The following is a 26,370-nucleotide window of genomic DNA, read 5'->3' as shown; positions in this document are numbered from 1 at the left end:
AAGCAGAAACCCCTTTTCCAGCAAAAGGGGTTTTCTTCAGATAGGAAGGGGAGACAGATGAGCCGTACACCAGGAATTAGAGGCGGACTATATGCAGTAAGTGAGTGGATTGCCAAGTTTTCACTCAACAATTTACAGTGGGCGGTATTCAACCTGCCGATCGCTTTACTCGTTATCAGCATGATATATGCGGAAAAAACAGAAGATATCTACTACCTGGCTCCTACATTGATTGTTTTGATGCCAATTTTGTTCTTTCCCGCTACCACGGCGTTGTTTGCTAAAGCAAGAGAATGGGTCAGAAAAGATCATGACGATAGACCTGACCGTTCGTATATCAGCTATTATAAGGAAAATTATAAAGTAAGTGTACAAGCCGGTATAGTTTTCACAATTCTATGGGGCGTATTGCTCGGGGACATCTATTATTTTTCTACAGTTAATGAGTTGATTATGAATGTTTTCTTTATCTTGGGAATCATCCTATACGTATTCACCATCAATTTCTTTTCTGTAACCGTGCATTTCGATCTTAAAGCAAGACCAGCGTTTAAAAAAGCATTTCTTGTAACGATCGTGAGTCCTTTATCTTTCGTGACGGTGGCGATAACTTCGGCTATTATGCTTTATATCAGTGTGTATGTCTTTCCACTGATGATTCCAATCTTTACAGGATCGATCATCGCATTTCTCTCCTTCTCATCCTTCTACCGGCTGTTTTTAAAGTTAAATCATAAGGAAAAAAATGGATGACCTGAGGTGTTCACCTCAGGTCATCCATTTTTTGTTAAATAGTATCTATCTTAAAGAATGAGAAAGAAGGATCCTGCGATAATTAAAGTAACGCCGATCACTTTCTTTAGTGTAATGACTTCTTTAAGAAGAAAATAGGATATAACGAGTGTCCACACATAAGTGATTGACGTAAGCGGGAACACGATTGTGTAAGGCAGATAGTTTAGTGTAATGATATTCAGTATGGCTCCTGCGCCGTAAAAACTGCAGCCCACGATTAAATGTTTAAAGAAATACGTGTTTAAGGCAAATCCATGGCTTGTAGCTTTTTTAAAAAAGTACCCGCCTACAGCACCGAGCAGCGTAAACAGGAGCACGACAAGCAGCCAGCTAATTGTCGCCACCCCCAATAAGTGCGGCCCCTACAATGATGAGAGCGGTACCGACCAAATTACTTTCGGTAATCGTTTCCTGAAGAATAATACTTCCGAAGAATAAGGCGAAAACGTACCCAATGCTGAGCAGGGGATGGAGTACAGATAGACTACCAAAACGGAAAGAAACGATCATCATGACGGCACCCAGAAAATATAGGAAAAAACCTAAAATCAGAAAAAAGTTTATACCTCCATCCGACATTTTCCAGAACATCTGGCCAAGGGCCGTTTGGAGGGAAGCGAGCACCATGAAGAGGATGCCGATTCGGTTTTCTTTTAAAGATTGCGTAAAATTACTCATGCTGGACCTTCTTTTGTTTAGAATCGAATGAAACGAATACGACAGCAGCCATTAGGAATGCCACCAGTACATTAGCAAATTGGTAACGGAAATCCTGGGCTGGAGTAGCGAGAAGCATCGTTCCCGAATTGAGAAGAACGGGTAACAGAATGAGCAGGGAACGAACTCCCGTTTTAAGAGCCAGGGCTACTCCCGTGAGCAAGATAATGGCCGTGTAGACAGCAGGTCTTAAGACCACTTCCAGTAAGTACATTTCAACCCTTACTAAATTGTCGTTGATAACTTGATAAACGGTGCTGCTCAAAGGAGACGTTTTTAAATCGTAGTCATTATAAAGATATACGTTTCTTGCGTATGTGCTCGTATAACCATCTTCAGGCTGATTAATCTGCCAGATGATCGATGTCTGGTCTAAATAAGCTTCTACAGCAAGGCCGAAGTTATTGGAAACGACAGCGGCCCATGTACTTAAATAGTAGCCGAAGTCATCGAAAATAACATTCTGGTCATACTCCCCGGCAAATTTAATTTTATCCGTCAGATAAGGATTATAATTCTCTTTCCAGGTTTCCAGAGGCAGAATGGAATCAAGGTAATTCCTTTGTTCTTCCGTTAATTCTCCGTTCTCTTTAATGATGTGCGCAAACTGCTGTGTAGGAATACTTAACGCTTCATTTGGACTTGTTGCACGAACATCCATATAGTTAAAAAAGGGTCCGGAGATGAGAAAGTAGGCTAGGCCGACGAGCACAAGCGTGGTTACCAGCCGCTTGAAATAGGTCCGGTAAGCAATCAGCAAGAGAATGGCCATAACCACAAAGATGGGGAGGCCGTTGCTGCGCATTAAACTGATGGCTAAAGCATTAATTCCGAGCATAAGCTGGTGCCAGTTGGAAGCAAGCCAGCTTCCTCTGCTTGAAACGATGTTATACGTGAAAATCGTAAATAAAAAGATAAAACCACTAAAGAATACGTCCTTCCAAATGGCAATAGGAAAGATTCCATTTAGTGGATAAAGACCGAATAAAAGCACTCCGATCCACACCCACTTCGAATTTACGCCGCGTTTCTCAAGACTATATGCGGCATATCCGCCAAAGAGAGCTAGAATGACGATTTGTGAAAATGCCACGATCGCTGGAGTTTTCCAAATGGATGTTAACCCCAGGATGTACCATGTATACACCACCGGATGCCAATTGCTGAAGTCAAGGGTGTGGATCTGTTCCCAATGCGATAAAGAATCCGGAGTCATCGTTCCTGGATAGTAGGCTACTAAATACATAGACCAGACTAGAATAGGAAAAATCGCATAAATGCAGATCTTCCACCTCGAAACGGTTTTCCAGTTAAGGGAGACCGAATGGTGGACCAGTAGATAGAGCAGCCATGCGACTATGATGAATAAGGTTACATAGGAGATAAGAAAAACATAGGCCGCGAACAGCCATGAAGAAGCGGCTAAATACCCGGATGACGTTTTCAGACTCCACATTAGGATAAATGAAAATAAGAATAAGAAGACCAGCACCGGAGGGCGCATTGTAAAACCAATATATGAATTCTTCTGGTTCAAAAAGGATGTCAGGATTAATTTATGGATCACGGTGAAAAAGACCAACGTGAATCCAATGACCACCCCGTGGGTTTCCCCGAATTTCTGGTATAGGGACACTAAAGCTACTGTACTTAATACACTGGCTAAGATACTGATTAACCAGAGGCTTGTCTTACGATTCATAATCTTGTTCCTTCATATCCTGTTTAATTTTGTTAAGTTCCCATTCAAATTGTTTCTTAAAGTTGGCCGCGACGGTATCCAGAATCAAACCGCAGGCGAACGATAAAACGGAAAGAATTACGAGCCCAACTGCTAAGATGGCGGAAGGGATTTTATCAATAAATCCCGTTTCCCAAAATTCTATGATTACGGGGACCCCGGCAATTAAACCAAACACTAGAAACAGAATGGACCAGAAAGAGAAGAAAAGCATGGGTTTATACTCTTTGAACAAGGTGAAGATCTTGTTAATTACTTTATAACCGTCACTTAAGGTATTGAGCTTGGATTCGCTTCCTTCGGGGCGGTCTTTATATTCAATCGGGATTTCTCTAATCATAAAACGTTTATCAAGCGTGTGGATCGTCATTTCGGTTTCAATTTCAAAGCCCGGGCTCATGACCGGCATCGATTTTACAAATAGACGGTCAAACGCACGGTAACCGGTCATAATATCCTTCAGGTCGCTTTTATACAAGAAGTTAATTAATCCGCGTACCATATTGTTTCCTAAATTATGAAACTTCCGTTTGTTTTCTTCCACATAGGTTCCGTTAGATAAGCGATCACCGATGACGATATTCGCTTCCTGATTTTTTAGAGGTTCCAGGAGCTGATGAACGAATCGGGCCGGGTACGTCCGGTCACCATCCGCCATAACATAATAATCCGCATCAATGTCGCGAAACATAGATCGGACCACATGTCCTTTACCTTGTCGGAATTCTTTCTTAACAATAGCCCCATGTTCACGGGCTACTTCTGATGTTCGGTCTTTAGAGTTATTATCGTATACGTAAATATCGGCGTCTGGCAGTTCTTTTCTAAAATCTTCAATGACAGCGCCAATGGTTTGCTCTTCATTATAACAAGGCAGGAGAACGGCAATCCTCAACTTAAAAACTCCTTTATCTCTAAAATCGACTTGTAAATTGGATAACTTCATAAATATAGCAGATATTTCAACAGATTTCTAGTTTACTATGGAGTAGGATAAACCCAGGGGATCAAGGATCAATCCGGTAAATCATGCACTTCGATGATAACATAGCACCTGTCCCTTGTTGATGTATAGGGTATGGATGGATAAGCAGGCATATAGAATTATAGAGGAGAAGAGGAGAGGGTTCTGTGGAAGAACAAAAGTTTTTTAAAGGTTGTCTATGGGGTACGCTGATTTCCTTACCTTTATGGCTGATTGCTATCCTATCCGCGTGGAAAATATTTAAATCTTAACTTTAAGGCTCTGTTATATCTATTGCTGATTTTTCATCAGGCTTATTACGTAATAGGGACGGTTAGTAGAAGAATCGATCTCGAGATATTTTATGAGAGGAAAGGTCCTACGGGGGATAATTCGCTTTCCGGCCCTGCACGATGCAGGGTCGTTCGATGTTGCCACACGACGTGGCGGTCTTAGTCGAACTTCTTATATGTTGTGAGCTTCCTCGGGTCTAACAGCCCTGGGGGATCTCACCGATCATGTTCATCCCGTTCTTATCTTTTTTTAGTCTTAATCAAATATTAGAACATAAACGACAAGGAGAGCTATCCAGCTCCAGCACCTAGCGGCTAGTGAGACTTCCCTCACTTCTGTACGATAAGGCAACATCGAATCGCTCCGCTCTTCGTGTTTTCTTTATCTCCGCCAGCTCAGTCCAGTCCATACGCCGCTGACCGAGGTGCTTCCGCTTCTAATCTAGGAGTCTTCACCGTTCCCTTCCGCCCCTTTTCGTAATGCCCTTCATATGAGGAGAATAACTAAATGATTAACGCTAAATACCGAGTCTTCAACAAACGGAAGCTTTACCTTAGTAACAGCACGGAAGTTTAGCAGATCCAACTAAATAAAGAGCAAGGCGCCTGCAGGGTTCCTTGCTCCTTTTCATGATAAATCAGCCAATGATCATTGGCTCTCGAGGATAACGGTATTTTTCAGTAGTCACTCTTCCTCTTAAAATAAATAAGAAGGAAAAGATGCCGATCCGCCCGATGAACATTAGACCAATAATGATGATTTTACCAGTGGAATGAAGGTCTGAGGTAATGCCCATTGACAGACCAGTCGTTCCAAAAGCCGAGCAAGCTTCAAACATGACTTCAAGCAGTGAGAATTGAGGTTCAAACAGGGAGAGTAAAATGACGGCCCCACATGTAATCATAATGGCCGTGCTGATCACAATAAACGAACGGAAAATATCTTCCTGGTCAATTTCTCTATGAAAGATGCGTACATGACTTCTTCCTCGCGCATAGGCAAAAATCGCAAGCAGGGTGATTGCAAACGTAGTGGTTCTGATGCCGCCGCCCACACTGCTAGGTGAGGCGCCGATAAACATAAGTACGCAAATCACTAACAACGTAGATGGCGTAAATTCACTCACGTCCATCGTAGCAAGTCCTCCGTTTCTTGTCGTTACCGACTGGAAAAAAGCATAGAAAAACGATTCGTGCCATGATTTATTTTGAAAAAAATGAGAACGGTCAAACAGGTAAATTAGCACGGTTCCGATCAGAACGAGAAGACCGAAAGTTACCGAAGTAAGTTTTGTAAATAACGAAAAGTTAAAAAAGTCTTCGTTTCTTCTCGTAAGATAATCTTTCACTTCAATTAAAACCGGGAATCCAATGGCTCCAAGCGTCAGCAGAAGGATATTAATAAACTGTACAAAATAATCGGTTTCAAACATGACGAGCGAGGATCCCGTTATATCGAATCCAGCATTCGTCGTTGCACTGACCGAAGCAAAAGCCCCCTGGACAAATGCCTCGCTTGTGGTGGGGAAATATTGGGTGAAATAAACCCCGAGAATAAGAGCTCCTATAATTTCGATAATGATGATAATCACTAAAATCTGCCGGATCAACTGGACCATTCCGGCGAAAGTTGAGCGGTTTTGATCCGTTTTAATAAGCTGTCGTCTTTTTAAACCGATTTTTTGGCCGAGCAGCAGCCAGATAAACGTTCCAAGCGTCATGACTCCGATTCCGCCGAATTGGAGAATAAACATTAATACAAAATAACCGGGCGTATTAAAGGTGTCAGCTGTAGAGACCACCGTCAAACCTGTGACACTAATGGCACTTACGGCAGTAAACAAACTGTCAATAAAGCTTACATGTACGCCTTCTTGATGTAGAAAAGGCAAGCTGATCAGCAGGGTAGATAGTAAGGCTGCGGATATATAGAATAATACAATAATTTGAAAGGGAGAAAGCTTGTCAAAAAAGTGTGGAGTTTTAAATGCACGGGCCATGAATGAGTACTCCTTAAAAATAGAATAAATGCTATACCATCTGTACTTATGGATTTTATAGATATTTAAAGAACATAGCAAGGGTAACTTATGGGATTAAATGGATGACCTGAGGTGGGAATTTATGGTTGCGGGGGAAGCGGGGGTTGGCTATGATGGGGGGAAGAGTGTTGGAGGGGAGGAAGTGTGTATGGATATTCGTCATTTGCAATATTTTATAGAAGTTGCGAGGTTCAGCAGTTTTACGAAAGCGGCAGATCATTTGTTCATCAGCCAGCCGACGATTAGTAAAATGATTAAGAACCTGGAAGCGGATCTGGGGGTGGAATTATTTGAGCGTTCTCGTAAGAAAATTACCCTTACCGATGCTGGTAGGGTCATTCTAGCTCAGGCAGAAGTGATTGATAAAGCCTTCAATAACCTTCAGACGGAGCTTGATGATCTTCTCGGTCTTCAGAAAGGGCACATACGGATTGGGCTTCCTCCAATTATGGATGCCGATCAGTTTATTAAAGCGCTCGGAGGATTTCACGATCAATACCCGCATATTACATTTCAGCTTCTGGAAAATGGAGCTAAAAAAATAGAAGACAATATCATTCAGGAAGAGCTCGATGTCGGAATTACGGTACTCCCTACGGAAGAAGAAAAGTTTGATTACTTCTTCCTTATGAGCGAGGAGCTGAGCGTTGTACTCCCACCGTCTCACAAGCTTTCCGAACGTAAACAGATTCATTTAAACGAACTGGAAGAGGAATCGTTTATCCTGTTTAACAAAGATTTCGTATTAAATGACCGGATTGTATCAGCCTGTAAGGAGGCGGGTTTCCTGCCGCAAGTCGTTTCAGAGAGTTCGCAGTGGGATTTTATAGGGAAAATGATTACCGCGAACCTTGGAATCTCGATTCTTCCAAATAGTGTCGCCTATTTATTGAAAGAAGATGTGCGAATCATAAAAGTTGTCCAGCCTGTCCTTGCATGGGACTTAGCGATTATATGGCCGAAGGATCGTTATTTAGCCTACGCCACGAAAGAATGGTTGAAGTTTACTCAGGATCGTATAGCCACACAGACCGGGAAGGAACAGCCCCTTAACGAATAAGCGGGCTGTTTTTTTTATGCCTGAATTGAATCGATGAAAACATTTACATAGATAATGTCTATCTAAAGCATGATGAATAACTATTTCACTTTCTTGGAAAAGGCTCTTACACTGTATTTATACTCCTTTTTGTAGAGGCATGTCTTTACGAATAAGCGCTTATGAAGAATTTTTTTACAGAGAGGAAGATAATGCAATGGATGCCAAAAAACCAAAAGAAAGTTTAATTATCAGCACGGACCAAGTGCTTGTGAACGATTTAAATAACTATAATACGCTGTTCGGCGGCGTTTTAATGAAAAAATTAGACAATAGTGCGACATTATCAGCGAGGCGTCATGCCCGCGTGAAAGAATGTGTAACGGCTTCAACAGACTCGATTGATTTCCTGAACCCGGTTCAACAGTCGGATTCGGTTTGTGTAGAATCCTTTGTATCTTACACAGGAAACCGTTCTATGGAGATTTTCTGTAAAGTAATCGCAGAAGATATGATTACCGGGCGAAGAAGAATGGCAGCAACAGCGTTTCTAACGTTCGTGGCGCTGGATGAAAATAAGCAGGCGGTGCCGGTTCCGGATGTCATTCCTCAGACGGAAGAGGAGAAGTTTCTCTATGAGTCTGGTGAAGAAAGAGCTCAAACCCGAAGAGTACGCCGTAAGCACTCCAAGCAATTGACGGATATTATCGGTCTTGAAAAGCCCTGGGAGAAAGGAGAATATTTATATGGTGAAAACATTAGCCAGTTTGGGTGATCTGTATGCAGCTAAGGAAGACTTTGGGGAGTTGAGAAACCAGCACGCTGAGGTGTATGAACAGCTCCTTCATGTAGTAAGTCTGACCCGACAGCTTCAAATGAAATATGGGTATATGGGCAGTCTGCTCATGGATGAGGACATCACGGTCTATGAACCGGAATATATGAAGGACTCGATCCTTACCCTTTATCAAAAAGAGGTTCAAAAGCTGACCGATCACCAGGACGTGGAAGTTGTGAGACAGACGTTAACGAAACACCGTGAGGTCGGCTATCCTAAATTATTCTTACTTATCTTAGGGGCAAAGCCGGAAATGTTGAAAGGCTCGACGATTTTTAAATAGCGTTTTTCTGAAAAAACAGGCAGACCGGAACATTATCCCGGTCTGCCTGTTTTTTTAGGCTGTGTTAACTCCTGGTGTTGATCTTAAAGAAAAGCTCCCGTTTGTGGAAGACTCAGTTTCGAGACATTGGAGGATCGGAAGGTCCTCCAGGGGACGATTTCGCTTTCCGCGGGCATGAGGTGAGCTTCCTCGGGCTTAACAGCCCTGCGGGATCTCACCAATCATGTTCATCCCGCAGGAGTCTGCATCGTCCCCCTCCGGACTTTGCTAAATCAGATGCTCGAAACCATTTAAGACTTCGAAGGATTGACGAGAAAAAAGCATGTGATTATGAAGCTATTTTATTCTATACCGATATGAAATTGCCTGTCATAATAGCATTTAGGACCGATTAAAGAGGAGAGCATTTTCTGGAGAGCATTTTCTCTTATAAATGGGTCCGTTGATCTCACTCGGCTGGGTTGGTGGGGAAATGGCGAGACTTCCATGGCAGAAGGAACTAGGTGAAATCCCGCAGGGAGTGAAACGAGCGAGGAAGCTCACCGTTCTCCCATAGGAAAGTGTTCAAATGTGGCATCACCCCGCAAGACACGACCAGCATAAGCCGAGCATCAAAAGGACGGCGGTCTTTCCGTCCGTTGATGAACGGCTTATGTCTCGAGTGTCTGGGTGATAGAACAAGACGAGTTATTTCCCCACCAGCCCTTCTCCAAATATCGTAACGGGCCCGAATTATCTCGAAACTGAGTCTTCAATATCCGGCCCTATAGCTTAATAAACCCTTCCCCAAAATCAATAGCAGCGTTTACCAGAGCTTTTTTAAAGTCATTGCAAGCTTTTTGATCCTTCCGGAAGTTTGTCCTGAAAACGTCCCATATTTATATATTCAATTACATACAAATATGATAAGGTATTTTAAAATGAACAAAATGGAAAGTTTAGGAATGAGAAGGGGTTTATATGAAGGAAATTATTTTAATTCTGGCTGAAGTTGTGAATGTCTGGCACGATGTTCTCTTGGACCTCACGAGGGTACTTGGGTGGGATTTGTCTGACAAAGACCTTCACTTTTGGGTCATCGGCATTTTAGGACTCATTGCTCTATTATTTGTGGATACCATTTTTCACGCCTTATCTAAGTTAAGTATCTCAGCGATTTCGTTTTTATTTACCTTTTCTATGGTTCTTGTTTTCGTATTCGCTGTAGAAATCCAGCAGAAGATTACTGGAAGAGGGAATATGGAATTCGGAGATGCCGCAGCAAGTATATTCGGGTTTCTCGTTTTTTGCATCGCTTATTTTATGGTTCGTCTGCTGTGGAGATGGGTCCAGAATTTCCGTCGGAAACAACCGACTTCCTAATTATAAAATGAAAATAAACCGCCTCGATTTTATCGAGGCGGTTATCTTAATTAGAACCAAAATCTACAATCATATCGTGCGTTTTTTGTACTTCCTGATCGGACATAATCATAAGATACATGCCATTAATCATTCTTCCTTCACCGCTCATCTGATAGGAGGAGGTGTTCTGGCGGGCACTGCGATAGTTGGCAGCAAGCCGGCGCATGTCATCAAATTGCATATTAGTGTTAACATTATTGCCGAGTACATCGAGGATGTCACCCATTTTGTTAACGACCCCGATGCTTGCCCCTTTATCAATAATTCCCTGAATGACCTGGCGCTGACGTTCATTACGGCCGAGGTCGCCACTTGGATCATTTTTGCGCATTCTCACAAACGCTAGTGCCTCTTCACCGTTTAATTCAATCTTTCCTTCCTTGAAGCTGTGTCCGCCAGCACTGAAAGCAAGATCGTTCTGGACGGTTACGCCGTTAACCGCATTGACCAGTTGAGAAAGACCTTCCATATTCACCTTTATATAATAATCAAGATCGATATCTAAGAAGCTCTCAACGGTATCAACGGCCATATCACTTCCGCCATATGCGTAGGCATGGTTAATTCGGGTAGTTCGCCCGTCTCCGGCAATCTCCACTCTTGTATCACGGGGGATACTGACCATCTGCATTTGATTATTGTTTGGATCAAGTGTCATCACGATCATAGTATCGGATCTTCCAACATCATTCTCGCGTTCGTCTACACCTAGCAGCAGTATATTAATAGGTTCTTTCTTATCCACTTTCTCTTTCGTTTCATCTGTATCAATGGCAGATACATCTTCATGAAGATCGTCATTGATTGTCGTCCGGACATCATTGAAGAGTTTAAAAATGAAGATACCGCCTGCGATTAGAAAGACGGCAAATACAGCGAGAAGGATCTTTAACACTCTTTTCCTCTTCCGCTTTCTTTTATTGCGTTCACTCCGACCCATACGTCCACCTCTTTTATTAAGGAGTTCTCTTCTATTATACTTTTTTTGCAGAATTCTGTAAAAATAGTAGACAACGTTTTAATGGTATTAGAAAAACCAGTACAATAGAAGAAGGAGAGTTCAATGAAAAGGAGCGTAGTTAGCTATGGGAATTAATATAGGAGTTGACTTAGGCGGTACCAACATTCGTGTTGCCATTGTAAATAAAAATGGGCTGGTCGAGGAGCTGTTACAAGAACCGACAGAAGTAGAAAAAGGACATCTTCATACCATTAAAAAAATGGTGAACATGATTCACACCATTTCTGAAGGAAAGAAACGCATCGATGGAATTGGTATTGGAGCTCCGGGACCACTTGATCCGAAGCGTGGAGTGATTTTGGGTCCACCGAATTTACCGGGCTGGGACGAAGTTTATCTGGTTGATGAGATCAGCCAGCATTTCTCTGCAAACGTGTATTTAACGAACGATGCAAATGCCGCTGCTCTAGCTGAGGCCACCTACGGCAGCGGAAAGGGCTATGAAAGCGTCTATTATGTAACGGTAAGTACCGGAGTAGGAGGGGGGCTGGTAGTCAATGGGCAAGTCTTTCATGGTGCTCAAGGATTTGCAGGTGAAATCGGAAATATGATTGTCCAGCGCGGTGGTTATCAGTACAGTAATCTAAATAGAGGAGCACTTGAAGGGTATGCAAGCGGAACGGCGATTGGTAATCGAGCCAGTGAGCTTCATGGGATTGAAGGAGGAGCAGAAGCTGTATTCGATCTTGTCAGCGAAGGTAATGAAGAAGCATGGCAGATTGTCGATGACGCGGTTGATTATTTAGCTGTAGGCATTGCAAATGTGACTCACATTGTAAATCCGGATGTGTTTGTGATCGGTGGAGGGGTTATGAACGCTGGTGATCTTGTTTGGACACCTCTTCGGGAGAAAGTGAAGGGATACGTCTATGAAGAGCTGGTTCCTCATATTAATCTCCAGCCGTCTTCCCTGAGCGGGGATGCCGGCGTAATAGGAGCTTCCCTTCTCACCCGTTAATCTCCAATAAAAGCTACCTCAGGTCATCCAGTATCTGGATGACCTGAGGTAGCTTTTTTTTCCTTTTCAGGGATAATTGGCATAAAGCAAGCGTACAGTAGAATAGGTTAATCTTTTGGAGGAATGAAAACGTGAAGAAGATGATATCTATGCTGTTCATTGCTTTCTTTATGGCGGGGTGCGCTGAAGACTCAGGGAGAGTCATCGAGGAGTTTAAACCCTCTAAGGATAATGAATGGCACATTGTCGTTTTTTATGAGAATGATCCGCCTAAAGAAGCCTATCAATCTTCGTTAAATGGCATTAAAGTATTTCTGGCAAGAAAAAATATTGCAGCCAGGATCAGTTATCAAACAATAGAGGACCCAAAAAATTATCGTGAATTACTGCAAGTAGAACCTAATCAGATCGTTGTCTTTGATTACAAAGGGATCCGTCTGAAAGCAAGAAGTCCTGAAGTGCTGGAAGGAATGGTACTTCAGCTTAATTAAGGTATTTACCAAAAATCCCCACCTCAGGTCATCCAATATTTGGATGACCTGAGGTGGGGATTTTTGGGTTTATTGTTACCTGACGAAGAATTCTTCCAGTACAAGGACGCAGGCTCCTATGGCGGAAGCGTGTTCGCCCAGTTTGGATAGAACGATCGATGTTTCTTTGGCTTTATCGGTTAACCCTCTGGATTGAATGGTTTCCTCTATTCCTTTCATGAGGAAATCTCCTGCATTCGAGACGCCGCCGCCCACAATGATCCGCTTGGGATTAATGGTGTGTATTAAATTGGTCAATCCAATGCCTAAATATCGGCCTGTCTGATTTAATAGATCAATACTGAACTCATCACCTTCACAAGCTGCCTGATAGACCACCTGACCATCTACCTTCTCAAAATCTCCATCCACCAGTTCATGTATGAGTGAAGGTTTTCCGGTTTTTAATTCTTTACGAGCTCGTTCGGCAATGGCTGGTCCCGCAGCCAGGGTTTGCAGACAGCCGTAATTACCGCATGTACATTTTGGTCCAGATAGATCAATGGTTACATGGCCAATTTCACCAGCTATACTGTTTTCCCCGTGAAAAAGCCTTCCCTTAATCATCATTCCTGCACCGATTCCGTTCCCGACATTCACTCCAACCATGTTGTCCGCATCATTTCCATTACCGAACCAGTATTCACCTAACGTCATGGTACGCGCATCATTTTCGACTTTAACAATCATATTGAAGTCTTTTTCCAGCTCTTCTTTTATGGGAATATTTCGAAGCTGAAAGGAGGGAGCAAAAAGGGAAATGCCTTCTTCAGGATCGACAATTCCGTGCATCCCCACCCCTATTCCCAGAAACTTATCTGGATCGTTGCTTCCTGAATAAAGAAGTTCCTGAATTCCCTGTTTCATAATGGATAAGATATCTTCATTCTCTGGATAGTTACCAATGGGCAGGCTGGTTACATCTTTTAAATCTCCGAACAGGTTGGTTACTACGAACTTCATATGGAATGTACCAACATCTATGCCCAGAGTATAAAATTGGTCAGCGTTAATTTCCAGAAGTGTAGGTTTGCGGCCGCCCTTAGACATTCCCTGGGTAGTCTCTATAACAAACTGTGTATGAATCAGTTCCTTCACAATGTTACTGACTGTCGGGGGAGTAAGACGGGTTTTTTTAGCGATTTCTGCCCGGGATATGGGGCCTTCTTCACGAATCATATTTAAAATAATGGATCTATTCATTGATTTCATTAATTGGAAACTGCCTCGTGTGTACTTTGTAGTCATTTCATCTCCTCCAACCATTCTTTCTTCCCCTATCATATCATAAATCTTACTAATTTAATTAATTTAACTAAGTAAAAGACGCTATGCTTACGCACGATAAAGCATCCCTTTCTACCTATAAACTATTTTGGTAATTTTGAAAAAACTCTTTTCATTTTACGTTTAGTATGCTAACTTAAAACTAGTTAATTAATTTATTTTAGTAAGTTTTGAAAACGCTATCAAAGAAGGGGGAGCAAGATTATTATGAAGAACTGGTGGAAAATGTTTCTGGTAGTAGGCCTTGTAGCCGGGGTTCTGGCTGCCTGTTCAGGCAATAGTGGAAGTGGTGGAGACGAATCTTCAGGAGATGAGGGTGGAGAACCATCCGGTGAAATAACAGTTTGGGGCTGGAACGTAGCAGCTGAATCGATGGAACTTGCGGTTGATGGATTTAAAGAGCAATATCCTGATGTTGAAGTGAAGGTAGAGGATATCGGACGATTGGATGTTTATGAAAAGCTGACGGTAGGACTAGCTTCAGGAGGTAATGGTTTACCCGACGTAGTTATGGTAGAGTCAGATCGCCTCGCTAACTATTATGACCAATTCCCTGATGCCATTACTAACCTTTCAGAACTTGGTTATGATGACCATAAGGATAAGTTCGGTGAATATAAGAAATCTGTTACTCAGAATGCAGACGGAGAATTTTTCGCTGCTCCGTGGGATGTGGGACCGACAGGCGTATTCTATCGTACCGACATCTTTGAGGAAGCAGGCGTAAATCCCGAAGATATTAAAACATGGGATGATTACATTGAAGCAGGAAAAACAATTAAAGAGAAAACAGGTACGCAGATGGTACCGATCGATATCGCGAAAGATGATGCCTTGTACCGCATGATGCTGAACCAGCAGGGTGCGTATTATTACGATGAAGAAGGAAATATTGATGTGACTTCAGAAGAATCTAAAAAAGCATTTGAAGTGATTCAACAGCTGGAAAATGAAGAACTTGTGCTGAACAACGATGGCTGGAATGGTGTAGTATCTGCCACAGTAAACGGAGAAGTCGCAACTGTTCCATTTGGTGTATGGTATTCAGGTACCATTAAAGATCAGGCACCTGATCAAGATGGTCAATGGGGAGTCTTCCAACTGCCAGCGTTTGAAGAAGGCGGCAACCGTGCAGCTAACTTAGGCGGCTCGGATCTTGTCATTCCATCTTCAACAGATAACCAGGGTGCAGCTTATGCTTTCGTAGAATACTTCACGACAGAGGTAGATCCTCAAATGAAAGCTCTTAAAGAAAAAGGAATCTTCCCATCCTTGAGCTCTACCTATGAAGAAGAGTTCTTTACACAGGAGTCTGAATACTTCTCTAATCAACAGATTTATAAACTATTCTCTGAAGAAGTGGCTGATATTCCTGTAGCCAACTATACAGCTGACTATGCTCGTGCATTTGATACCATGTCTGACACTCAAGCTTCTATCTTGCTTGATGGCACAAAAATTGAAGATGCTTTACAAAATGCAGCTGAAAAGCTGAAAAGTGAGACAGGTCGTGAAGTGACCGAGTAATCCTTATGATCTTCCTGCTTGTATCCGTATAGTAAGAAAAGGTCGGTCAGTCTCCTTCATATCAGGAGATTGACCGACTTTTTAGATTTTTAATAATTAAAGCAGACATATAAAAAACGTTGTGTTATCATTAAGTAAATTAAATTAATTAATAAAGTCATCCGGTTTTGAAAGCGCTTGTATGAGGCGCGGGTACTTTAATTGAGGAGGTAGAATTCATTTGAGTCAAACCAATGCTGAACCAGCAAAATCCAATGAACCTAAAAAACGTAAGCGCTGGATTACGCCCAAGAATGTCCCTTATTTATTCATTCTGCCGGCTGTTACCTTTTTTCTAATCTTCACGGTGTATCCTGTTATTTCTTCATTATTATTGAGTTTCCAAAAGCGTGAAGGTTCCGGCTATGTATTTGCGGGTCTTGAAAACTATATAAGGTTGTTTCAGGACGGACTTTTCTATAAAGCGCTTGGCAATACGTTCTTAATTCTACTAATACAAGTGCCGATTCAGTTATTTCTTGCGGTGATCATCGCTGTAGCTCTAAATTCCCAACTGGTAAAAATGAAAAGCTTTTTCCGAATTGCCTTCTTCATGCCAGCTATTACAGCGCTCGTAGCTTCGTCCATTATTTTCATGATTATGTTAGATGAGAATTATGGTCTGGTTAACTATCTGCTTTCCTTTGTGGGCGTGGAGCCTATCGCCTGGCTGTCTGACCCATTTTGGGCGAAAGTAGCTCTTATGGTTGCGATTACCTGGAGGTGGACGGGCTATAACATGGTTATCTTCCTGGCAGGTCTTCAGAATATTCCTGGCTCCCTTTATGAAGCTGCGGAAATGGATGGGGCAAGCAAGCTGAAGCAGTTCTTTTATATAACCATTCCTCAGCTGAAACCGATCTTCTTATTTACTTTCGTACTTTCTACCATCGGTACTCTGCAATTATTTGATGAACCATACATCCTTACCGAAGGCGGGCCGAATAACTCCACTTTAACTATTACTTTGTATTTATATCAGAATGGCTTCCGATATTTTGACTTTGGTTATGCCTCCGCTATTGCATATGTACTCGTACTAATCATTGGTGTTCTATCCTGGGCACAAATGAAATGGGCAGGTGAAGATAAATAATGAAAAACGTCAGTCCTTTAAAAAAGACTCTATTATACTTCTTTCTATTTGTAGGGGTTATTGTTTCCGTTTTTCCGTTCTATTGGATGTTTGTAGGGGCAACCAATCCATCGGGTGAAATTTTTAAAGTGCCGCCTAACTTCTTTCCCGGCACTCATGGATGGGAAAACTTTAAGAATCTAAATGAAAATGTCGGTATTATTAGAGTACTGGGCAACTCATTGCTGATCACACTCACATTCACCGCTTTAGCTGCCATCATCTGTACAGCAGCCGGTTACGCTTTTGCTAAGTTTCAGTTTAAAGGAAGAAATCAAATCTTCTTTATGCTGTTAGTAGCAATTATGATTCCATACCATGTTACGTTAATTCCTTTATTCGAAATTTTCTCGAACGTCGGCTGGCTTAATACGTTCCAGGCTGTGATTCTGCCTCAGGCTGCATATCCATTCGCGATCTTCTTAATGCGTCAAAATATGCAGGCCATCCCGGATTCATTACTGGAAGCAGCCCGAGTGGACGGAGCTGGAGAATTCCATATCTTTTTCCGGATTGTACTTCCGGTTATGAGACCGGCACTCGCTGCCGTCGGTATTTTCTTATTCATGTTCCAGTGGAACAACTTTATTTGGCCGCTTGTTGTACTGCAGTCACAGGATATGTACACCTTGCCGGTAGCCCTATCCAGTCTGGTAGGAATGTCCCGTATAGACTACGGACAGGTAATGATGGGGACCACGCTCTCCACCTTGCCAATCATGATTTTCTTCTTACTACTGCAAAAACAGTTCATCTCAGGTATTCTTGGGGGATCTGTTAAAGAATAAAGAACGAATAGACAGGTGGTGTCGTTGTGGCAATATATATTAATGAAGAAAGACAGCAATTTCATCTTACAAATGGTCAAATCAGTTACATCTTTCATGTGATGAAAAATGGGCAGTTAGGTCATCTGTATTATGGCCAGGCGCTGACGGATCGCGAGGACTTCACACATTTTCAAACCTATGAAAATATCGTTCCGTACACCACTCATACATTCGAGGGTGATGCTGATTTTTCATTGGAAACCGTGAAACAGGAATTCCCCCTTTATGGAAAAGGAGATTTCAGGGAGGCCGCTCTTCAACTTGAAGACGATCAACAAATCCAGGTATCTGATTTTTCCTTTCAGGGATATGAAATAGAAAAAGGGAAGCCGAAGATGGAAGGTCTTCCCTTTTCCTTTGCTCAGGAAACAGAAGCAGAGACACTGACTGTCCGATTAGTGGATCAGGTAACCGGAGCAGAAATTCGCCTGTTCTATACTATATTTGAGAACCTGCCAATTTTAACCCGAAGTCACAGGATTAAAAATGGTTTTGAGTCAACGCTTGAAATTAAGCGTCTGATGTCACTCACCCTGGATCTTCCGGATGCCGATTATGATCTGATGCATCTTTCTGGAGCATGGGCACGAGAGCGTCATGTTAAAAAGCGAAAGCTGGAGCAGGGAATTCAATCGATCTCCAGTAACAGAGGTGCAAGCTCACACCTGCATAATCCTTATCTCATGTTGAAAAGACCCGCCGCCACAGAACATCAGGGAGAAGCCATCGGTCTCCAGTTTATCTACAGTGGAAATTTTCTTGCGCAGGCAGAGGTGGATCCCTTCAACCAAACGCGCTTATCCATGGGAATTCATCCGGAGTCATTTCAATGGACGCTTGAAAAAGGGGAAAGCCTCCAAAGTCCTGAAGCGGTGCTGTCATTTTCAGATAAAGGATTAAATGGCATGAGCCAGGCGCTGCACAATTGGCAGCGCAGCCATCTAATTTCTCCTGAATGGATGAAAAAAGAGCGTCCTATTCTTATTAATAATTGGGAAGCTACTTATTTTGATTTTAATGAGGAAAAGCTCGATGCGTTTACGACGGAAGCTGCAAATTTAGGCATAGAGCTGTTTGTTCTGGATGACGGATGGTTCGGAAAGCGGGATGATGATACAAGTTCTCTAGGAGACTGGTTTGTCGATAAGAGGAAATTGCCGAATGGAATTGGTTCGCTTTCCCGTATGGTGAAACAGAAAGGTCTGCAGTTTGGATTATGGTTTGAACCGGAAATGATTAGTCCTAAGAGTGAATTAATGAAAGATCGTCCGGATTGGGTGATTGGTTCACCTGGTCGCCCGCAGACTCTTGGGAGGAATCAGATGGTTCTTGATTTCTCCAATCCTGAGGTCGTTGATTATTTATACGAGAGAATGAGCCTTTTAATTGAAGAAGCAGATCTGGATTATATTAAGTGGGATATGAACCGTAATATTACGGAGCCTTTCTCTCAGCACCTCCGGAACCAGGGAGAATTTTATCATCGTTACATCCTTGGGGTTTACGACTTATATGAGCGTCTAACTACTCGGTATCCGAATGTATTATTTGAATCCTGTGCAGGCGGAGGCGGCCGGTTTGATCTTGGAATGATGTACTATGCTCCGCAGGCGTGGGCGAGTGACGATACCGATGCTGTTGAACGGCTGAAAATTCAGTATGGCACTTCGCTGGGGTATCCCCTCGCTACGATCGGTTCTCACGTTTCAGCTGTTCCGAACCATCAGACGCTTCGGGAAACACCGCTCAAATTCAGAGGAGATGTCGCGTACTTCGGGACGTTTGGTTACGAATTAGACCCCTCCCAGCTGAGTGAAGAGGAAAAGGCTGACGTAAAGCAGCAAGTTGAATTTTTTAAGAAGGTCAGGAAATTGATCTCCCAGGGTACGTTCTATCGGCTGAAAAGCCCTTTTGAAGGAGAAGAAACAGCCTGGATGGCGTGCAGCGCAAATGGAAAGCAGGCGATTGTCGGCTGGTACAAAGAGAATTACCGGCCCAATCCGGGGCACCACCAGACTTTGAAACTTAAAGGATTGCAGCCTGAGAAACGATATGAAATCGATGGGTTTACTCGTTCGTTCTACGGAGACGAATTGATGAATCGGGGCCTGCCTCTGGGCAAGGAATTTAATGGCGCCAATTCTCATCAGGCAGAACGTGGAGGAGACTACCAGTCCCGTATTTTCCTGCTGAAGGAGTACTAGGGAATCCTTCGTTTCTACTTACCAATATAGTATTGAGGTGATGATATGAAAGAATTGAAGCAAGCATTTCAGGAACAATTAGGAAAGGATGAACCGGTCGATTTATTTTTTGCACCGGGACGCGTGAATTTGATTGGCGAACACACGGATTATAATGGAGGACACGTCTTCCCTTGTGCTTTAAGTGTGGGAACTTATGCAGCCGCACATAAAAGAAAGGATACAAAAATAAGGTTGTATTCTATGAACTTTCCTGACTTAGGAGTTATTGAAACAGATATAGAATATTTGAATTATAGAGATGAAGATGACTGGGCCAACTATCCGAAAGGTGTCATCGAGACTTTTCGGACTGCCGGGTATGAGATTTCTTCAGGCATGGACATTGCTTTTTACGGGAATATTCCTAATGGAGCAGGACTGTCTTCGTCCGCCTCCATTGAGCTGGTCACGTCGGTTGTTTTAAAAGAACTATTTCAACTTTCGGTTGATCCGGTGGAAATGGTTAAGCTTTCCCAGCAGGCAGAGAATGAGTTTGTCGGGGTTAACTGCGGCATCATGGATCAGTTTGCTATTGGAATGGGAAAGAAAGATCATGCCATTTTATTAAACTGTGATTCGCTGGAGTATCAACATACGCCTATTGATTTGACGGACCATGCTTTGATTATAGCGAATACGAATAAACGCCGCGGACTCGCTGACTCAAAATACAATGAGCGTAGAGAGCAGTGCGAAGAAGCTCTGAAGGATCTGCAGCAGAAGCTATCGATTCATAGCTTAGGTGATTTAACCAAAGCAGAGTTCGAAGACCATAAGCATCTGATAGAAGATACGTTAGCCCAGAAACGGGCCAAGCATGCCGTTTACGAAAATCGCCGTACGATGGAAGCGGTGGAGAAGCTGAACGCTGGAGATATTGAGGGATTTGGACAGTTGATGAACGAATCGCACGTCTCCTTACGCGATGATTACGAAGTAACGGGTGAAGAGCTGGATGCGCTCGTGGAAGCAGCCTGGCAGGAAGGCGCCGTGGGTTCAAGAATGACCGGCGCTGGATTTGGCGGTTGTACAATAAGTATTGTGAATCGAACCCAGGTCGAAGCTTTTATGGAAAATGTCGGCCGTAAATATTTAGAACAGACAGGGCTTGAAGCTGACTTTTATAAAGTAGAAATTGGTGATGGGGCCAAGAAATTAAAGGAGGTTCATAAATGACCGTACTCGTTTGTGGAGGCGCCGGTTATATTGGAAGTCATGCCGTCGCTCAATTATTGGATCGTGAGGAAGAAGTAGTGGTCGTGGATAATTTGCAGAAGGGTCATCAGGCGTCCATTTTTAAAGAGGCTCGTTTTTACAATGGTGATTTAAGGGATGAGGCCTTTCTAAAGCAGGTGTTTGCTGAAAATGAGATCGATTCCGTGATTCATTTTGCAGCGGATTCGCTAGTTGGAGAAAGCGTCGAAGACCCTTTGAAATACTATGACAATAATGTTTCCGGTGCGATCAGTTTACTGAAAGCGATGGCGGAGCATGAGGTAAAACGAATCGTCTTTTCATCTACGGCAGCGGTTTACGGTGAGCCTGATCAAGTACCGATTCAGGAGAATGACCGTACTACACCAACCAATCCGTATGGAGAAACAAAACTGGCCATTGAGAAGATGCTTCACTGGGCCGAACAGGCTCATGGTATCAAACATGTGGTTCTCCGCTACTTTAATGTGGCAGGGGCGGATCCAGAAGGCAGAGTCGGTGAAGACCACCGTCCGGAAACGCACCTCATCCCGATCGTACTCCAGGTAGCTCAAGGCAAGCGGGATAAAATCATGATATTCGGCGATGATTACCCGACTGAAGATGGTACATGTATCCGTGATTATATTCATGTTACGGATCTGGTAGACGCTCACCTCTTGGCCATTGAGAAGTTGAAAAAAGATGGAACGAGTGCCGTATACAATCTCGGGAATGGACAAGGATTCAGTGTGAAGGAAGTTATTGATACGGCCCGCCGGGTGACTCAGTGTGAGATTCCGGCTGAAGTTGCTCCGAGACGGGCAGGGGATCCGGCACAGCTCGTAGCTTCTTCTGAAAAAGCTATGAAAGAGCTCAGCTGGAAACCTGCTCATGCGGATCTTGATACGATGATTCAAAATGCCTGGGACTGGTTTCAGAAGCATCCGGAAGGTTATGAAAAATAAACAAAAGGGATGGTGAACAGAGTGGCGATTTATCGTGACATCGAACAGCTTATTCAATATGGTCTCAACAAAAAAATGGTGTCCGTCTGGGACGTTGATTACGTACGGAATGCCCTGTTTCATTTATTCGAGCTGAATGGGAAGACACCTGAACCTGTTCAGGCAGAGGAGGTGCCGGATACGCCGGTGCCGATTCTTGACCGGATGCTGGATTATGCGGTCGAACAAGGATTGATGGAGGATAATACGACGACAGAGAGGGATTTGTTTGATCCGAAAATTATGGATCAGCTGATGCCGAAGCCTTCGGAAGTCATTCGCAACTTTTACCAGACGTTTGAAGCAAGGGGACCGGTTGCGGCTACTGATTATTTTTACCAATTATCAAAGGATAGTCACTACATCCGTACGAATCGAATTGAAAAAAATAAGCACTGGTACAGTGAGACCGAATATGGAGATCTTGAAATTACCATTAACCTCTCCAAACCCGAAAAGGATCCCAAAGCCATCGCAGCAGCAAGGGCGAATAAGGGTGATGGACCTAATTATCCGAAATGCCTGCTGTGTAAAGAAAATGTCGGTTATGCGGGGCGCCTGGACCACCCTGCGCGTGATAACCACCGTGTGATTCCGATGGATCTTGAAGGGGAGCACTGGTTCCTGCAGTACTCTCCGTACGTTTATTACAATGAGCACGCGATTGTTTTCTCCCGGGAGCATCGTCCGATGAGTATCACGAAGGACAGCTTTGACCGACTGCTTGATTTCACTGATCAGCTTCCTCATTATTTCATCGGTTCGAATGCGGATCTTCCGATTGTCGGCGGCTCGATTCTAAGCCACGATCACTTCCAGGGCGGCCATCATGAATTCCCTATGGCTCAGGCTCCGATTGAACAGGAATTTACCATTCAAGGATTCAAGGATATTAAAGCAGGGATTGTCCGCTGGCCAATGTCGGTCATCCGTCTCCGTTCTGAGGATCGCTCGCGGCTGTCTGCAGTGGCGGATCAAATTCTTACATCATGGCGCGGATATACGGATGAAGAGGCAGACGTTTATGCAAAAACCAACGGGGAGCCGCATAACACGATCACGCCGATTGCGCGTTACCGGAACGGGGCGTTTGAAATGGATCTGGTGCTTCGGAACAACCGGACCAGTGATGAGCATCCAATGGGAATTTTTCACCCGCACGAAAACGTCCATCATATTAAAAAGGAAAATATAGGCTTAATCGAAGTGATGGGTCTTGCCGTCTTACCCGGTCGGTTGATTGAGGAATTGGAACAGCTGGCGGAGTATATGAAGACGGACGAGCTGGATGGGAAGGCACTCCAGGATGAACGGACAGCTAAACACGCTTCCTGGGCGAAACAAATGATCTTGGCAGAGAACGAAGACATTGAGGAGCGGTTGAGACAGGAAGTCGGCAAACGCTTTTCGACGGTGCTCGAACATGCGGGTGTCTTTAAACGGACGCAAGCAGGCCAAGAGGCTTTCACCCGGTTTATTAAACAAATTATGTAGAAGGGAGAGTGGAACATGGTTGACCTGCCGGTGATAGAGACGATTAATTTTAAAGGACTTGAAGCTGTTGTACTTGAGAATGAGCAGATCCGCTGTGTCATTCTTCCTTCTTATGGCGGGAAAATGGTCAGTTTCTTTGATAAGGAAGCCGCCTATGAATGGCTGTTTCAGACGTCAGCTTCAACATTAACGGTGCCTCCGTATGGAGCTGACTTTTCACAATATGATTCGAGTGGGTTTGATGAGATGTTTCCAGGAATCGATCAAGGTCCTCACCCTGCAGACTGGAAGGAGATCCCTGATCATGGGGAGGTTTGGGCACTGCCATGGAACTGGGAAAAGACAGAGGAAGGGATTTCTCTCAATGTGGAAAGTCCCACATTTCCTTATTTAATAAGTAAAAAAGTAGCGTTAAAAGGTTCAAGCATCGAGATCGAATATGAAGCCTGGAATAAAAGCGGTGAACCGTTCCCTTTTATTTGGACGCCTCATGCCTTATGGAATTTAAACGATTCAACGAAATTGGAAGTTCCGCAAGGTTTAAATGAAGTGATGAATGTTGAAAAAGGGACCCAGCACTTAGGAGAGTGGGGGACGACCCATTCATATCCGGAAACACAGTCGCTGAAAACAGGAGAAACGCTTGATTTAGCTGAGCTTGAACCAAAAGAGGATGGTACGGTAGAGAAGTTTTATTTTACGGATCGTCTGGAGGAAGGCTGGTGTTCCATCATTCAGGAAGATATCAGCCGTAAACTTACGTATCGCTTTCCGAAAGAGAAAGTTCCTTATCTCGGGATCTGGAAGACCCGTGGAGGCTACCGCGGTGAATATAATGTAGGCGTTGAACCGTGTACAGGGGTTTATGATGACGTTTATCTCGCTGAGAAAATCGACAAGGTTTCACGGATTCCTGCTTGCGGCTCTTACACGTGGTCGCTAACGTTTGAAGTTGGAGGGGTATAAATGACGTACTTAGGTGTAGATTACTATCCAGAACATTGGCCAAAAGAAATGATCGATGAAGATCTTCAGGGCATCAAAGAACTTGGAGCGAACATTGTAAGGATCGGGGAGTTTGCTTGGCATTTAATGGAGCCGGAAGAAGGGCAGTTTGATTTTTCATATTTTGACCATGTCCTTGATAAAGTGAAAGAGCAGGGACTGAGCGTGATGTTCGGTACACCAACGGCTACTTTTCCAGCATGGCTTGCTCATAAAGAACCTTCTATTTTATCAGTAGATGAGAACGGACAGACCCGCGTGTTCGGCGGGCGCCGTCAATATTGCTTTAACTCGGATATTTACCGGGAATATGCGGGGAGGATTACGCGTAAGCTGGTTGAACATTACAGCAGCGAAGAAGCGATTATATCCTGGCAGGTTGATAATGAATTCGGCCATGAAGGCAGTGATATGTGCTACTGTGACCAGTGTCACAGCAAGTTCCAGCAGTACCTGGCAGAAAAATATTCATCTGTCGAAGCTTTGAATGAGAAATGGGGCACGATTTTCTGGGGGCAGACGTACAATGACTTCTCAGAAATTCCTGCACCGAAGCCGACTGTGACGACGCACAATCCAAGCCTGAAATTGGAATGGGCCCGTTTTCGTTCGTTTTCGGTGAACAGCTTTACTCATGAAATGACGGAAATCGTCAGGGAAGCAAAAGGCAGTCACCAGGACATTACAACGAACGTTTCTGGTGGATTTTTCGACAAATGGTTCGACCATGCGGAAAATGTGAAGCCGATGGATTATGTATCGTATGACAACTATCCAGTCTGGGGTGGATTGGAAAAACCGGTCCCGCCGGAAGCGATTGCGATGACACATGACTTTAACCGCGGTCTCAAGGATCAGAACTACTGGATTGTAGAAGAACTGATGGGCGCGCAGGGTCATGATGTTATTGGTTATCTTCCGAGGCCGGATCAGGCGAAGATGTGGTCGTACCAGGCGTTTGCTCATGGCTGTAACAACATGCTCTACTTCCGCTGGCGCGGCATGACCAAAGGTGCCGAGCAATTCTGCTACGGGGTAGTGGATCATGATAATGTGTACGGCCGGAAGTATAAAGAAGTTCAATCGTTATTTACGGATATTCAGCAGTATGAGCGTGTGCTGGAATCCCGAATTGAATCGGAAGCAGCGGTTTTATATGATTACGATAATATCTGGTCGTGGAGATCGCAGATTCAAAGTAAAGATTTTGACTTTAACGAAGAGCTGTTGCGAATGTACCGTCCGTTTTACAAGCGGAATATTCCGATTGATGTCATTCCTGCCGATCGTGATTTTTCCCAGTATAAGGTAGTCGTGGTACCTGTTATGCAGATGATGGACGAATCGCTGGCAGAGCGTCTGCGATCGTTTGCGTCTGGCGGAGGTACCGTGCTGTTCTCTTTCCGGACTGGATTAAAAGGAAAAGACAACAACCTGCGGCTTGGCGAAGTGCTGCCGGGATTGGTGCGCGACCTTACGGGTGTACGTGTGGAAGAAATCGAATCCCTGACGAAAGAGCATGCCTTGGAGCTAAGAGGTGAAGGGGACTTTGCGCAGACGAGTGGCACGGTGTCTGTTTGGAGAGACCTGCTTGTTGCGGAAACAGCGGAGGTACTTTACCATTATCAGGACCAATTCTATGAAGACTATGCTGCCGTAACGAAGAATGAAGTAGGTAAAGGAAGCGTCTATTATATCGGCGGCGGATTAAACGAAGCTCCTCTTGATCAGATGGCCGAGCAGATTCTGGAGGAACGGCAGATTGAGTATATTGATTCTCCTGAAGATGTAGAGGTGTATCGACGGGAAGTGGATGGTACTAGCTATCTATTTGTTATGAACCACAGTCCCTATGTGAAAAGCTTTGATGGCAGGCAGCTGCAGCCTTACGCAAGCGAAATAATAAAAAAGTCATGAAAAGGGAATAAGTTCCACCTCAGGTCATCCAGAATCTGGATGACCTGAGGTGGAACAAAATGGT

The 26,370-nt window shown here is 43.7% G+C and carries 23 protein-coding genes; 16 read left to right on the top strand and 7 right to left on the bottom strand.

All coding sequences use genetic code 11. The features are described 5' to 3' along the window. Positions 1 to 57 precede the first annotated feature (57 nt). Positions 58 to 753, top strand: coding sequence for a YesL family protein (locus LCM11_RS08930; protein ID WP_224893908.1), 696 nt, complete (start codon positions 58 to 60; stop codon positions 751 to 753). A 50-nt stretch (positions 754 to 803) separates the two neighbouring features. Here LCM11_RS08930 and LCM11_RS08925 read toward each other — a convergent pair whose 3' ends face one another. The 5 genes from LCM11_RS08925 to LCM11_RS08905 all read right to left on the bottom strand — a co-directional run bounded on the left by LCM11_RS08925 (position 804) and on the right by LCM11_RS08905 (position 6,510). Further along, positions 804 to 1,145 carry an EamA family transporter gene (locus LCM11_RS08925; RefSeq protein ID WP_224893907.1) on the bottom strand — a complete coding sequence of 114 codons (342 nt, stop codon included), beginning with the start codon at positions 1,143 to 1,145 and terminating at the stop codon, positions 804 to 806. Further along, complete coding sequence (locus LCM11_RS08920) at positions 1,126 to 1,473, bottom strand: EamA family transporter (RefSeq protein WP_224893906.1); 348 nt, start codon at positions 1,471 to 1,473, stop codon at positions 1,126 to 1,128. Before LCM11_RS08920 ends, LCM11_RS08925 begins: the two co-directional genes overlap by 20 nt. Then, positions 1,466 to 3,214, bottom strand: a complete 1,749-nt coding sequence (locus LCM11_RS08915; protein ID WP_224893905.1) for a DUF6020 family protein — start codon at positions 3,212 to 3,214, stop codon at positions 1,466 to 1,468. Before LCM11_RS08915 ends, LCM11_RS08920 begins: the two co-directional genes overlap by 8 nt. Further along, positions 3,204 to 4,148, bottom strand: a complete 945-nt coding sequence (locus LCM11_RS08910; protein WP_224893904.1) for a glycosyltransferase family 2 protein — start codon at positions 4,146 to 4,148, stop codon at positions 3,204 to 3,206. Before LCM11_RS08910 ends, LCM11_RS08915 begins: the two co-directional genes overlap by 11 nt. A gap of 1,000 nt (positions 4,149 to 5,148) precedes the next feature. After that, complete coding sequence (locus tag LCM11_RS08905) at positions 5,149 to 6,510, bottom strand: TrkH family potassium uptake protein (RefSeq protein ID WP_224893903.1); 1,362 nt, start codon at positions 6,508 to 6,510, stop codon at positions 5,149 to 5,151. A gap of 190 nt (positions 6,511 to 6,700) precedes the next feature. Here LCM11_RS08905 and cidR point away from each other — a divergent pair, with 190 nt between their 5' ends. The 4 genes from cidR to LCM11_RS08885 all read left to right on the top strand — a co-directional run bounded on the left by cidR (position 6,701) and on the right by LCM11_RS08885 (position 10,074). Then, a complete protein-coding gene (gene cidR / locus LCM11_RS08900; RefSeq protein ID WP_224893902.1) occupies positions 6,701 to 7,612 on the top strand; it encodes a cidABC operon transcriptional activator CidR in 912 nt (303 codons plus the stop codon). A 196-nt stretch (positions 7,613 to 7,808) separates the two neighbouring features. Beyond that, positions 7,809 to 8,366, top strand: a complete 558-nt coding sequence (locus tag LCM11_RS08895) for an acyl-CoA thioesterase (RefSeq protein WP_224893901.1) — start codon at positions 7,809 to 7,811, stop codon at positions 8,364 to 8,366. Further along, the gene (locus tag LCM11_RS08890; protein WP_224893900.1) at positions 8,338 to 8,712 is read left to right on the top strand and encodes a hypothetical protein; all 375 of its coding nucleotides are present in this window, start codon (positions 8,338 to 8,340) and stop codon (positions 8,710 to 8,712) included. Before LCM11_RS08895 ends, LCM11_RS08890 begins: the two co-directional genes overlap by 29 nt. A gap of 960 nt (positions 8,713 to 9,672) precedes the next feature. Then, entirely contained in the window at positions 9,673 to 10,074 is a 402-nt protein-coding gene (locus LCM11_RS08885; protein WP_224893899.1) for a hypothetical protein, read from the top strand. Between the two features lie 46 nt (positions 10,075 to 10,120). Here the strand turns inward: LCM11_RS08885 and LCM11_RS08880 are convergent, their stop codons facing one another. Then, entirely contained in the window at positions 10,121 to 11,056 is a 936-nt protein-coding gene (locus tag LCM11_RS08880; protein ID WP_224893898.1) for an LCP family protein, read from the bottom strand. Between the two features lie 145 nt (positions 11,057 to 11,201). Here LCM11_RS08880 and LCM11_RS08875 point away from each other — a divergent pair, with 145 nt between their 5' ends. Both LCM11_RS08875 and LCM11_RS08870 read left to right on the top strand, forming a co-directional pair. Continuing rightward, positions 11,202 to 12,095 carry an ROK family protein gene (locus LCM11_RS08875; protein WP_224893897.1) on the top strand — a complete coding sequence of 298 codons (894 nt, stop codon included), beginning with the start codon at positions 11,202 to 11,204 and terminating at the stop codon, positions 12,093 to 12,095. Positions 12,096 to 12,235: 140 nt separating this feature from the next. Continuing rightward, positions 12,236 to 12,586 (top strand): hypothetical protein, encoded by a 351-nt coding sequence (locus LCM11_RS08870; protein ID WP_224894071.1) that lies wholly within the window; start codon positions 12,236 to 12,238, stop codon positions 12,584 to 12,586. A 75-nt stretch (positions 12,587 to 12,661) separates the two neighbouring features. Here LCM11_RS08870 and LCM11_RS08865 read toward each other — a convergent pair whose 3' ends face one another. After that, positions 12,662 to 13,873: an ROK family transcriptional regulator gene (locus LCM11_RS08865; protein ID WP_224893896.1), complete on the bottom strand. Its 1,212-nt coding sequence runs from the start codon at positions 13,871 to 13,873 to the stop codon at positions 12,662 to 12,664. Positions 13,874 to 14,119: 246 nt separating this feature from the next. Between LCM11_RS08865 and LCM11_RS08860 the strand changes: the two genes are divergently transcribed. The 9 genes from LCM11_RS08860 (at position 14,120) to LCM11_RS08820 (ending at position 26,306) form a co-directional block, all read left to right on the top strand. Then, positions 14,120 to 15,439 (top strand): ABC transporter substrate-binding protein, encoded by a 1,320-nt coding sequence (locus LCM11_RS08860; protein WP_224893895.1) that lies wholly within the window; start codon positions 14,120 to 14,122, stop codon positions 15,437 to 15,439. A 220-nt stretch (positions 15,440 to 15,659) separates the two neighbouring features. After that, positions 15,660 to 16,574, top strand: coding sequence for a carbohydrate ABC transporter permease (locus LCM11_RS08855; RefSeq protein WP_224893894.1), 915 nt, complete (start codon positions 15,660 to 15,662; stop codon positions 16,572 to 16,574). Beyond that, positions 16,574 to 17,401, top strand: coding sequence for a carbohydrate ABC transporter permease (locus tag LCM11_RS08850; RefSeq protein WP_014644760.1), 828 nt, complete (start codon positions 16,574 to 16,576; stop codon positions 17,399 to 17,401). The genes LCM11_RS08855 and LCM11_RS08850 overlap by 1 nt, the downstream gene beginning before the upstream one ends. 26 nt (positions 17,402 to 17,427) lie before the next feature. Next, a complete protein-coding gene (locus LCM11_RS08845; RefSeq protein WP_224893893.1) occupies positions 17,428 to 19,647 on the top strand; it encodes an alpha-galactosidase in 2,220 nt (739 codons plus the stop codon). Between the two features lie 45 nt (positions 19,648 to 19,692). Further along, positions 19,693 to 20,865 carry a galactokinase gene (locus LCM11_RS08840; protein ID WP_224893892.1) on the top strand — a complete coding sequence of 391 codons (1,173 nt, stop codon included), beginning with the start codon at positions 19,693 to 19,695 and terminating at the stop codon, positions 20,863 to 20,865. Continuing rightward, complete coding sequence (gene galE / locus LCM11_RS08835) at positions 20,862 to 21,851, top strand: UDP-glucose 4-epimerase GalE (protein ID WP_224893891.1); 990 nt, start codon at positions 20,862 to 20,864, stop codon at positions 21,849 to 21,851. Before LCM11_RS08840 ends, galE begins: the two co-directional genes overlap by 4 nt. Before the next feature lie 21 nt (positions 21,852 to 21,872). Beyond that, complete coding sequence (gene galT, locus LCM11_RS08830) at positions 21,873 to 23,384, top strand: UDP-glucose--hexose-1-phosphate uridylyltransferase (RefSeq protein ID WP_224893890.1); 1,512 nt, start codon at positions 21,873 to 21,875, stop codon at positions 23,382 to 23,384. Positions 23,385 to 23,399: 15 nt separating this feature from the next. Then, a complete protein-coding gene (locus LCM11_RS08825) occupies positions 23,400 to 24,350 on the top strand; it encodes a DUF5107 domain-containing protein (RefSeq protein ID WP_224893889.1) in 951 nt (316 codons plus the stop codon). Then, the gene (locus LCM11_RS08820) at positions 24,351 to 26,306 is read left to right on the top strand and encodes a beta-galactosidase (protein ID WP_224893888.1); all 1,956 of its coding nucleotides are present in this window, start codon (positions 24,351 to 24,353) and stop codon (positions 26,304 to 26,306) included. Positions 26,307 to 26,370 lie beyond the last annotated feature (64 nt).

It is taken from the genome of Halobacillus halophilus, assembly GCF_020171985.1.
GTDB lineage: Bacteria > Bacillota > Bacilli > Bacillales > Halobacillaceae > Halobacillus > Halobacillus halophilus_A.
This window is presented reverse-complemented; position numbering and strand designations above follow the sequence as displayed.